Raw genomic sequence first — 12,610 nt, 5'->3', positions numbered from 1 at the left:
TCAAAAATACATCTAGTTAACTTTACTTATTTTTTGTTAATAAAATAAAGAGTTATGCATAAAAAACACGGATTTATGGTAAAGCCGTAAATAAAAAGTCAATATAAAGATAGAAAATATTGAAGCGCACCTTCATTTTTGGCTTTTGACGAGGATAATTTAGTAATAGCACTATAACTTCGTTAGAAAATCGAATAATATACCAATTGAGTATAGGGTTAGCGCAAATTGTTCTAAATATGCCTTTAAACAAAACATCGTTTTTATCAAGATTTATGTTTTGTTACATTCAGAATTATTTCTACACGTATCGTTATTCCCCTTACCAATTACTGCAATATGTGTTAAAATTGACGCATATCAATATTTTTATTTGTAATGAGCAAGCTTATGATCCCAGAAAAACGCGTCGTTCGCCGAATCCAATCTGGCGGTTGTGCAATCCATTGTCAGGATTGCAGTATTAGCCAGCTCTGCATCCCGTTTACTTTAAACGAGCATGAGCTTGATCAACTCGATAATATTATCGAGCGTAAAAAGCCCATCCAAAAAGGTCAAACCTTGTTTAAAGCAGGTGATGAGCTGAAATCACTTTATGCCATACGTTCCGGTACAATTAAAAGTTATACCATTACGGAAGAAGGCGACGAGCAAATAACAGGATTTCATCTTGCGGGTGATTTGGTTGGATTTGACGCCATTATTAATACTGAACACCCAAGTTTTGCACAAGCTTTAGAAACATCAATGGTTTGTGAAATTCCATTTGAAACGTTGGATGATCTATCAGGCAAAATGCCTAACTTACGTCAACAAATGATGCGCCTAATGAGTGGTGAAATCAAAGGTGACCAAGAGATGATCTTACTGCTATCGAAAAAGAATGCAGAAGAACGCCTAGCCGCTTTTATTTATAACCTCTCTCGTCGTTTTGCACAGCGTGGTTTTTCACCCCGTGAATTCCGTTTAACCATGACTCGTGGTGATATTGGGAATTACTTGGGCTTAACCGTTGAAACGATTAGCCGTTTACTTGGCCGTTTCCAAAAAAGTGGTATGTTAAGCGTTAAAGGCAAATATATTACTATTGAAGATAGCACACTATTAAGTGAACTCGCAGGTAAGCTTCCTTCATCAGCCGAAGTTTAATCCGTTACATTTCGTAGACTCATTTTATAACGGGGCACACAAATTTGTGCCCCGTTTTCTATTTTATGCTATTGCATTTTATCTTCTTGGGTTATCTTTAAATTGTAGATGGATAAATCCAGCCCTAAAGAGGATATTACAATGGAAAAATATCAGAACCTTCTCGTTGTCATTGATCCTAGCCAAGATGACCAACCAGCACTTCGCCGTGCTGTCTATATCGTTCAGCGTAATGGTGGGCGGATAAAAGCTTTTCTACCTGTTTATGATCTCTCTTATGACATGACAACCCTTTTATCTCCCGATGAACGTAATGCAATGCGTAAAGGTGTTATTAGTCAAAAAACCGCGTGGATCAAACAGCAAGCTCGCTATTATCTTGAAGCTGGCATCGAGATTGACATTAAAGTCATTTGGCATAATCGCCCTTATGAAGCCATTATTGAAGAAGTCGTTGCTCATCAACATGACTTATTAATAAAAATGGCTCACCAACATGATAAATTAGGATCACTCATTTTCACCCCTCTTGATTGGCAATTACTCAGAAAATGCCCGTGTCCCGTTTGGATGGTCAAAGATAAAGAGTGGCCTGAATATGGCGCTATTGTTGTCGCGGCTAATTTATCGAATGAAGAGTCTTATCATGATGCCCTCAATCTAAAACTCATTGAATTAACAACTGATTTATCTCATCGCATACAAAAAGACCCTGATGTTCATCTACTCAGTGCTTATCCTGTTGCTCCGATTAATATTGCAATTGAGCTACCTGATTTTGATCCTAATCTTTATAACAAAGCGTTGCGTGGTCAGCACCTTATTGCGATGAAAGAACTTCGCCAGAAGTTCAGCATCCCTGAAGAGAAAACTCACGTTAAAGAAGGATTACCAGAACAAGTTATTCCTCAAGTTTGTGAAGAATTAAATGCAGGTATTGTTGTTCTAGGTATATTGGGAAGAACTGGCCTTTCTGCCGCTTTCTTAGGAAATACTGCAGAACAACTGATTGATCATATTAAATGTGATTTATTAGCAATCAAACCAGATGGTTTTACCTGTCCTATTACTGTTGATAGTGATCACGAATAAATTTTTAGTCAATGATAAAAAAGCCAGTCAAAAATGACTGGCTTTTACTATTTCACTATTTATTTGTATTACAACGATTTTAAAATTGCATCCACACTGGCTTTAGCATCGCCAAACAGCATTTGCGTGTTCTCTTTAAAGAACAGTGGATTTTGAACCCCTGCATACCCTGTATTCATTGAGCGCTTAAATACAATAACGTTCTGTGCTTTCCACACTTCTAATACTGGCATACCTGCAATAGGACTATTCGGATCATCTTGTGCTGCTGGGTTTACCGTATCGTTGGCGCCTATAACAAGAACGGTATCAGTGTCAGAAAAATCATCATTGATTTCATCCATTTCTAATACGACGTCATAAGGGACTTTCGCCTCAGCTAACAATACATTCATATGTCCTGGTAAGCGACCTGCAACAGGGTGAATACCAAAACGCACTTTAATACCACGTTGGCGTAATTTCTCAGTAATATCATGCACTGGATATTGTGCTTGAGCGACAGCTAATCCATAACCTGGCGTGATAATGACTGAAGTCGAATTTTTCAGCATATCAGCAACTTCTTCAGCCGTTGTTTCGCGATATTCTCCCATCTCACCTTCTTCCGTTGATGCAGAGCCATCTGTACCAAAGCCCCCTGCAATTACGCTAAAAAAGGAGCGGTTCATCGCCTTACACATAATATAAGAAAGGATAGCACCTGAAGAACCTACTAATGCACCCGTTACAATTAACAGGTCATTGCTTAACATAAAGCCCGCAGCAGCCGCGGCCCATCCAGAGTAAGAGTTCAGCATCGAAACAACAACTGGCATATCCGCACCACCAATTGATGCAACCAAATGCCAACCGAATGCCAAGGCAATTACAGTCATTATGATGATTAAGAAAACTTGTAAGCCAACACTGTCAGTTTTAACAAACCAAACCATCAATAAGAAAGAAACAACTAACGCAGCTAGATTTAATTTATGGCGATTAGGTAACATCATCGGTTTTGATGACATTTTTCCACTTAATTTGCCATAAGCGACAATAGAACCTGTGAAAGTAACCGCACCAATGAAGATCCCTAAAAAGACTTCTGTTAGGTGAATATTCACCATCACAGGATCCATGGCTGTATTATGGTCAAGGTAACTGTTAAAACCCACTAAAACAGCCGCTAAACCTACAAAACTATGTAAGATAGCAACCAATTCGGGCATTTGAGTCATTTCGACTTTTTTAGCTAAACGAATACCAATAACGGCACCGATTACCATTGCGATAATAATCCACCCTACATTACCCGCATAAGGCCCAAAAATGGTAGCGAATAATGCAATTGCCATCCCAGCAATACCAAAGTAGTTACCTTGTTTAGAGGTTTCATGCTTTGATAAACCGGCAAGGCTGAAAATAAATAATATCGCGGCGACAATATATGCCGCTGTAACAACTCCGCTGGACATAATTGTCTCCCTTATCCTTTACGGAACATTTTCAACATACGTTGAGTAACAGTAAATCCACCAAAAATATTAATGCTCGCAATTAATATTGCGACAAATGAAAACAGACTAACCCAGCCACCACTACCAATTTGAAGTAAAGCGCCGACAACGATAATGCCTGAAATTGCATTTGTAACTGACATTAGTGGTGTATGTAATGAGTGGCTAACATTCCAAACAACGTAATAACCCACAACACAAGAAAGTGCGAATACCGTAAAATGAGATAAAAACTCTTTCGGTGCGACATTAGCAAGCCACGCAAATAATAAGAAAGCAATTGCTAATAAACCGTATTTCTTCCAAGGTGAAATAGGTTTAGCAACGGGTTTTTCTTGTGGTTTTGCAGCGGGTGTCGCCTTAGGTTGTACTGAAACTTGAATGGGGGGTGCTGGCCATGTCACTTCACCCGCACGAATAACTGTCACTCCACGAATAACAACATCATCAAAATCAATATTAATATTACCGTCTTTTTCTTTACAGAGTAATTTCAATAAGTTAACTAAGTTGGTACCATAAAGTTGAGATGACTGTGCCGGCAAGCGAGCAGCAAGATCGGTATAACCAATGATTTTTACACCATGCTCTGTCGTAAAGACTTTGTTAGGTACAGTGTATTCACAGTTACCGCCATTTTGAGCAGCAAGATCAACAACAACACTGCCTGACTTCATTGAATCAACCATTTCTTTCGTAATTAAACGAGGTGCTGGTTTTCCAGGAATTAATGCGGTTGTAATAATGATATCAACATCTTTTGCTTGCTCTGCAAACAAGGCCATTTCAGCATCAATAAATGCTTTAGACATCACTTTTGCATAGCCATCACCACTGCCTGCTTCTTCTTTAAAATCAAGTTCAAGGAATTCAGCGCCCATACTTTGAACTTGTTCTTTCACTTCAGGGCGTGTATCAAATGCTCGAACAATCGCACCAAGGCTTCCTGCTGCACCAATTGCTGCAAGGCCTGCAACACCCGCACCAATGACCATGACTTTAGCTGGTGGAACTTTACCCGCAGCGGTAATTTGCCCTGTAAAGAATCGGCCAAATTCATGAGCAGCTTCCACAACAGCACGATACCCAGCAATATTTGCCATTGAACTTAACGCATCAAGAGATTGTGCACGAGAAATACGAGGCACACTATCCATTGCCATAACGTTAATGTTCTTTTCAGCTAGTTTTTCAAGCAACGCCGCATTTTGTGCCGGCCAAATAAAACTTACTAATGTCGCACCTTCTTGTAGCAACGCTATTTCATCATCCAGCGGTGCATTCACCTTCAAAATAATGTCTGATTGCCAAACATTTTGAAGATCAAGGATCTCAGCACCAGCCTCTTGATAAGCTTTATCTTCAAAGCTTGAGGCAATACCAGCACCATTTTCAATTGCGACTGTAAATCCTAATTTTATGAGCTGAGTCACCGTAGCTGGTGTTGCTGCAACCCTTGTTTCATTAGAAAGTCGCTCTTTGGGTATACCAATTCGCATAATTTTCCCTTCTTATCCATATGTGACCTGTTAAAACTTTTCCGTTAACATCATCATCATGCAAAAAAAATGTTAAAAATAATTATATGCATGCCATAAAACGGAGCTCTAATAACCTACTGAAAATAAAACCAATAATCTATATCAGTGTAAAGCTAAAATTGAACTTAATTGGATCATTTTAGTCGAAAAGGCATATTTATGAATTATTCACTATATTCGGGTAAATATCTGGTAACATATACTGGTCATTTAGCTCTGTGGCGATTCGCTAAATAAAATAATGCGACAAATGCTATTATTACATGTAATAATTAATCCCTATGTGATAAACCACTACGTTCAGCACATGACCAATATTAATTGCGCAAGGCGGAAGGATTTTGTATGAAGCTGAAAACCTCAGTCATCGCAGCAGCGATGTTGTCTTTAACTAATATCACTGTTGCGCAGGCTGCTCAGGAACTGACTCCAGAACAAGCTGCAGAACTAAAACCATTTGAAAGAATCACAGTTATCGGTCGTTTTAACGCGATTTATGAAGCCGCAGATGCGGTGTCACGTCGTGCTGATAAAGTCGGTGCTGATAGTTTCTATATCCAAGGTCTAGATGATATCAGTGATAGTGGCAACATGAGCGTTACTGCTGATCTATACCATAAAGATGCACCAAAAGCAGAAGAAGAAAGCTACCGTGTTTTCCATGGCGTAACTGAATTACCAAAACCTGAAGCTATTCTGTTACAGCCATTTGATACTGTTTCTATTCGTGGTTACTTCCCAACAACCCCTGATATTAACGATGCAATTGCAAAAGCAGCCGCTAAAAAAGGTGCAGCGTCATTCTTTATTGTTCGTAATGTATCGACAAACGATGGTGGTAACCAAGAAGTTACTGCTTATATCTACAAAAAAGATGCACCTAAACGCGCTATTCAAGCACCCGAAGCTGTTGTCCCTTATGACTCTGATGCGGGTCGCGCACTTATTGCTGAAGGCGGAGTTGCTGCCAATAAAGTTGAAAAACCAGGTCTTGCATCAAACACTGATTTTGATAGAAGCGTAGGCACATTTGCTGATACACAAACTTCGGGTGCAAGTGGTCGTTACACTGTTACATTGCCTAATGGTACTGAAATTCAAGAAGTTAACAAGGCAGCAGCCGCATTAATGGATCCTTTTGATACCATTACATTCAGTGGCTATTTTGTAAACTCACCAGAAATTTCTTATCAGGTTGCTAAACGTGCAGCCGCAAAAGGTGCTAAGTATTACCATATCACTAATGAATGGCAAAGTGACGGTGGTACCGTTACTATTACAGCAGACCTATTTAAATAATAAAATTTTCCTAATTGATAAAAACCTTGCTAATGCAAGGTTTTTTTTTACTTAAAATTTAATCAATCAAACATTATTCTATAAAAAGTGAATAATTTTTATGATTTAATGCATAGACAACCAAGTTAACTCTACGTAAAATCTCGCTGTTTTTTAGTGTTTTTCTCTTTGTTTAAATTTAAGATATTCATATTTATTCTATTTATTGACCAAAAAATAAGAAAATACGCTATTTATTTACAATTTTAATCACGCAGGTAATTATCTTTGAATAAGAAACTTGGCTTAATATCACTTACCGCATTAGTGTTAAGCTCAATGGTTGGTGCTGGTGTATTCAGTTTGCCTCAAAATATGGCAGAAGTTGCCAGCCCTGCCGCACTGATTATCGGTTGGGTGATAACAGGTATTGGGATCCTTTTTCTTGCTACATCTTTATTGCTCCTCTCGCGTCTTCGACCTGATCTTGATGGGGGCATTTTCACTTACGCAAAAGAAGGATTTGGTGAGTTAATTGGTTTCTGTTCAGCGTGGGGTTACTGGGTTTGTGCTGTCGTTGCTAACGTTTCTTATCTTGTTATTGTTTTTGCAGCACTTAGTTTTTTTACAGATACCTCTGAAAATATTATCTTTGGTGATGGAAACACATGGCAAGCCTTAATTGGAGAATCAATCTTACTTTGGGTTGTCCATTTTCTTATCTTACGTGGTGTTCAAACTGCCGCCAGTATTAATTTAATGGCAACAATGGCAAAGCTAATTCCTTTAGGTTTATTTGTTATTGTTGCTCTGCTCGCTTTCAATATGGATATATTTACTCTTGATTTTCAAGGTATAAATATGGGAGTTCCCGTTTGGGATCAAGTCAAAAATACCATGCTGATTACGCTATGGGTATTCATTGGTATTGAGGGTGCAGTTGTCGTTTCAGCTAGAGCCAAAAACCGCCGTGATGTCGGTTTAGCTACTGTGCTTGCTGTTGTTATTGCACTTATTATTTATATTCTGGTGACTTTATTATCACAAGGATTAGTCAGCCAAGCTGAATTAGCGGCAATGAAAAATCCATCAATGGCACCATTACTGGTTCAACTTATTGGTAACATGGGTGAGATAATTATTGCAGCTGGGCTTATTCTCTCTGTTTGTGGCGCCTATTTAAGCTGGACGATTATGGCTGCAGAAGTTCCTTATATTGCAGCATTACACCATTCTTTTCCTCGACAACTGGGTAAACAAAATAAGAATGATGCCCCATCTTCCTCATTATGGTTTACTAACATTGCCGTTCAATTTTCTTTAGTTTTAATTTGGCTAACCGGAAGTAACTACAATACATTACTGACTATCGCATCAGAAATGATCCTTGTTCCTTATTTCTTGGTGGGTGCCTTTTTATTTAAGGTTGCGATTGCACGTAGTAGTCGTGGATTGTTACTGATTGCAATCCCTGCAAGCTTATATGGTTTATGGTTACTTTATGCCTCTGGTATCATTAATTTATTACTGTCCGTTGTACTTTATGCACCAGGGATCTTAATGTTTTTATACACTCGTAAACAATATAAAGATAAAAAGCCGCTATTGATGGGTGAAAAAATTCTGTTATCGCTTGTTTTATTTAGTGCTATTCCTGCATTAGGTTACTTAGCTATTTATTAATCGAAGAGAAGAGGCTCACTAAAATAGAGTCTCTTCTCTCTTCTCTCTTCTCTCTTCTCTTCAGCATTAAATTGAGTATTACCTTAGATTCAAAATCAATTTTTCTCTATTAAGCTATTTTTTAAAACACAAATGGTTAGGTGGCTAATAATTAGCAATCATAGTATGTTGTAACTAATAAAATGCGTTAATATTAATGGCCTAATCAATAGAAAAGCCCATAAAAATCATTTTGTTATGGGCTTTATTTAGGAAACGCATGGCAAATTAGTTAAAATTAACGTGTTCCATTGCTTGCAAAATACGTTTATCCGATATTGGATACGGTGTTCCTATCTGTTGAGCAAACAGGCTGACTCTAAGCTCCTCTATCATCCAACGAATATTTTGCACTTCTTCTTGCTGCTTTTGTTTCTCAGTTAGTTTACCTAACCACTGTTGCCACTGTTGAATAACATTTTCAACTCGGCTCATTTGAGCGCGATCGCGATTAGGATCAATCGCTAATTTTTCCATTCGTTTTTCAATTGCACTTAAATAACGAGGAATATCAGCAAGACGCTTCCATCCGTGTGAAGTCACAAAGCCAGGGAAAACTAACTGATTAAGTTGAGCTTTAATATCAGATAATGCGAATGCAACGCTAATATCAACCCGCCCTTTTAAACGTTTATTAATAGCAAATACTTGCGTCAAAATGGCTTCAACTTGTTTGGCTATTTCAACTACAGCATCGTTTAGTTCTGCTCTAACATATTCTTGCAGTTTTTGATATTCATCTTCTTTCCAAATTAAACCGCCATAAGACGCCATCAGTTTATCAATTCCACAAGCGATACAATCATCAATTAAATCCAGTACTTTGCCATAAGGATTAAAGTAAAGACCTAATTTAGCTTTATTAGGGAGTTTTTCATGTAAGTATTTAATCGGTGATGGGATATTTAATAATAATAACCGTCTTACACCTTCCCACATTGATGTTTGCTGTTCAGATTCTGTTTCAAAAAGCTTAATACCTACGCTGTTCTTTTCATCAACAAGAGCGGGATAAGCTTTCACTGAATAACCACCACGTTTTTGTTCATAGCGCTGTGGTAAATCACCAAAACTCCAAATATGTAAATCTTGTTGCTCAATCCCATCATCAGCAACGGCAGATAATGTCTCTTGTACTTTTTCCTTTAAATTCTCTTTTAATTGATTGAGATTTTTACTTTCTGCCAGCATTTTATTTTTATCGCCAATAACACGGAATGTCATTTTCAAATGTTCCGCAACTTGGTCAAGCTGCCAACTCTCTCTTTCAACCGTCACCCCCGTCATACGGCGTAGCTCTTTTTCAAGTCTATCGAGCAAATCACCTTCAACTTGAGGAACTCGCTCTAAAAAAGCAGATGCATAATTGGGTGCAGGTACAAAATTACGACGGATCGGTTTTGGTAATGACTTAATTAAGGCCACAATTAAATCATGACGGATCCCCGGGATTTGCCAATCAAAACCTTCATCTTTTACCTGATTTAAAATCGGTAATGGAATGTGAACCGTCACACCATCAGCCGCAGTACCGGGTTCAAATTGATAAGTTAAGCGTAATTTTAAATTATCTTGTTGCCAATAATTTGGATAGTCTAATGCGCTAACACGTTTAGCATCATCTTTGATAAGCATGCTTTTTTCAAAGTTCAGCAGATCAGGTGATGCTTTTTGTGCTTCTTTCCACCACTTATCAAAATGACGAGAAGACACCACATCCTGAGGTATACGTTGGTCATAGAAGGTAAACATTGTTTCATCATCGACAAGAATATCGCGACGACGAGATTTGTGTTCTAGCTCTTCAACTTCAGTACGTAATTTTAAATTTTCTCGGAAAAATGCGTGACGAGTTTGCCAATCGCCTTCCACTAATGCATGACGAATAAAGAGCTCTCGACATAAAAGAGGATCGATTTGGCTATAATTAATGGCACGTGAAGCAACGATAGGTAAACCATATAACGTTACTTTTTCATTAGCCATTACAGCGCCTTGCGCTTTTGACCAATGAGGTTCGCTATAGTGGTGTTTCACTAAATGTTCAGCGATAGGTTCAATCCATTCAGGCTCAACTTTAGCGGCAATTCTTCCCCATAAACGAGATGTTTCAACTAACTCAGCGACCATTGTCCACTTAGGTGGTTTTTTAAATAAACCAGAACCTGGATAAATAGAAAAACGGGCATTTCTTGCACCTGTAAATTCTTGTTTATCAGCATCCTTTTGCCCGATATGAGATAACAGACCACTTAATAACGCAACATGAACACTTCTAAAATCTGCCGGTTCACTATTAACTGGAAAACCTAATTCTTTAACGACTTGTCGTAATTGAGTATAAACATCCTGCCATTCTCTGATCCGCATAAAGTTTAAAAATTCTTGACGACACAATTTTCTAAATTGAGAGTGACTTAACTCTTTTTGCTGCGTTTTTAAATAATCCCACATATTTAAAAAAGATAAGAAATCTGAGTCCTTATCTTGGAAACGCCGATGTTTTTCATCAGAAGCTTGTTGTTTATCCATCGGTCTTTCACGAGGATCTTGTATTGAAAGCGCTGAGGTAATTACCATTAGCTCTTTTACAGCACCATATTTACGCGCTTCAAGTACCATTCTGGCTAAACGAGGGTCAATAGGAAGTTGTGCAAGTTGTTTTCCCATTGGGGTTAACCGATAAGCCCCCTTATTGTCTGTTCCTTCTTGTAATGCGCCCAATTCTTCTAATAAACGCACACCATCTTGAATATTACGTTTATCGGGCGGTTGTACAAAGGGAAAAGCACCTATATCACCTAACCCTATTGATGTCATTTGCAAAATAACGGATGCAAGGTTGGTTCTTAATATTTCAGGATCCGTAAATTCAGATCGAGAAATAAAATCATCTTCTGAATAAAGTCGAATACAAATACCATCAGAAACACGGCCACAACGCCCTTTTCTTTGATTAGCTGAAGCTTGAGAAATAGGTTCGATAGGTAATCGTTGTACTTTAGTGCGATAACTATATCGGCTAACACGCGCAAAACCCGTATCAATAACGTATTTAATGCCGGGCACAGTTAACGAAGTTTCAGCAACGTTAGTCGCTAAAATGATACGTCTACCGCTATGAGGATGAAAAATTCGATTTTGCTCACTATTAGATAAACGAGCAAATAGAGGTAATACTTCTGTGTGACGAAGTTGCAATTTATTCAATGCATCAGCAGTATCACGAATTTCTCGCTCACCGCTCATAAAAATCAGTATATCACCTGCACTTTCTCTACCTAACTCATCAATGGCATCGATAATGCCATCGGTCATATCTTTATCACTATCAAGTTCATCACCACCAATAGGTCGATATCTCACGTCAACAGGATAAGTTCGCCCTGAGACTTCAATAATAGGCGCTTGATTAAAGTGTTTGGAAAAGCGTTCCGGATCAATAGTTGCAGAAGTGATAATAATTTTTAAATCAGGGCGTTGAGGTAATAACTGTTTTAAATAGCCAAGAATAAAATCGATATTTAAACTACGTTCATGGGCTTCATCAATAATAATCGTGTCATATTGTAGTAACAGTTTATCTTGCTGTAATTCCGCTAATAAAATCCCATCTGTCATTAACTTAACGAGTGTATTATCACCAACATGATCGCTAAAACGAACCTTATAACCTACAGATTCTCCTAGCGTACTCTTTAACTCATGAGCAATACGTTCAGCAACAGAACGCGCAGCTAGTCGCCGAGGTTGAGTATGACCAATATAGCCTTTAATTCCACGCCCTAATTCAAGACAAATTTTAGGGATCTGTGTTGTCTTACCCGAACCCGTTTCACCTGCAATAATAACCACTTGATTATCTTTTATTGCATTATAAATAGCGTCTTTCTTTTGGCTAACAGGGAGATTTTCTGGGTATGATATTTCAGGACAATTTGCTTTGCGACGAATTATCATCTGTTGTGCGGTCGTAATATCTTGTTTAATTGAACTTAATACCGCTTGTTTAGACTCTTCATTGCTGATTTTAGCGACGCCACGTAGACGTTTTCTTAATCGTTGCTGCTCCCGCAACGATAATTGCTCTATTTCTTGATAGAGCATAGCAGATGATAATGTCACCTTTTATTATCCTTTTTGAGGTTATTTTTAATCAAAACTAATGCCTGTATGATATCACAACAGGCTATTGGCACATAAAGGCTTGATTAAAATTATTATTATATAATTTCATATAATCAATAATTTTGAATAGCATATTCAAAGGATTGAGGTGTGATGTTTTAAGAATAGAGTAAACTACTGTTAGCAAATAAATTTAATCAA

The 12,610-nt window shown here is 37.9% G+C and carries 7 protein-coding genes; 4 read left to right on the top strand and 3 right to left on the bottom strand.

Annotation, left to right across the window (positions count from 1 at the left end; translation table 11 throughout):
• Nucleotides 1-390 precede the first annotated feature (390 nt).
• Both INT39_RS00620 and uspE read left to right on the top strand, forming a co-directional pair.
• Nucleotides 391-1,149, top strand: coding sequence for an FNR family transcription factor (locus INT39_RS00620; RefSeq protein ID WP_036936742.1), 759 nt, complete (start codon nt 391-393; stop codon nt 1,147-1,149).
• Nucleotides 1,150-1,290: 141 nt separating this feature from the next.
• Nucleotides 1,291-2,241, top strand: coding sequence for a universal stress protein UspE (uspE, locus tag INT39_RS00615; RefSeq protein ID WP_193016585.1), 951 nt, complete (start codon nt 1,291-1,293; stop codon nt 2,239-2,241).
• Between the two features lie 68 nt (nt 2,242-2,309).
• Here uspE and pntB read toward each other — a convergent pair whose 3' ends face one another.
• On the bottom strand, nt 2,310-3,698 hold the full coding sequence (gene pntB / locus INT39_RS00610; protein ID WP_193016584.1) for a Re/Si-specific NAD(P)(+) transhydrogenase subunit beta: 1,389 nt from the start codon (nt 3,696-3,698) through the stop codon (nt 2,310-2,312).
• Between the two features lie 11 nt (nt 3,699-3,709).
• Nucleotides 3,710-5,239 (bottom strand): Re/Si-specific NAD(P)(+) transhydrogenase subunit alpha, encoded by a 1,530-nt coding sequence (gene pntA, locus INT39_RS00605; RefSeq protein ID WP_193016583.1) that lies wholly within the window; start codon nt 5,237-5,239, stop codon nt 3,710-3,712.
• Nucleotides 5,240-5,626: 387 nt separating this feature from the next.
• Between pntA and ydgH the strand changes: the two genes are divergently transcribed.
• Both ydgH and INT39_RS00595 read left to right on the top strand, forming a co-directional pair.
• Nucleotides 5,627-6,580, top strand: a complete 954-nt coding sequence (gene ydgH / locus INT39_RS00600) for a DUF1471 family protein YdgH (protein WP_193016582.1) — start codon at nt 5,627-5,629, stop codon at nt 6,578-6,580.
• A 267-nt stretch (nt 6,581-6,847) separates the two neighbouring features.
• Nucleotides 6,848-8,242, top strand: coding sequence for a basic amino acid/polyamine antiporter (locus INT39_RS00595; protein ID WP_193016581.1), 1,395 nt, complete (start codon nt 6,848-6,850; stop codon nt 8,240-8,242).
• A gap of 267 nt (nt 8,243-8,509) precedes the next feature.
• Here INT39_RS00595 and hrpA read toward each other — a convergent pair whose 3' ends face one another.
• Nucleotides 8,510-12,406 (bottom strand): ATP-dependent RNA helicase HrpA, encoded by a 3,897-nt coding sequence (gene hrpA / locus INT39_RS00590; protein WP_193016580.1) that lies wholly within the window; start codon nt 12,404-12,406, stop codon nt 8,510-8,512.
• Nucleotides 12,407-12,610 lie beyond the last annotated feature (204 nt).

This window comes from Pseudomonas sp. FME51, from assembly GCF_014897305.1.
Note: the sequence above shows the minus strand (reverse complement) of the source record. Positions and strands in the feature narration are given on the sequence as shown.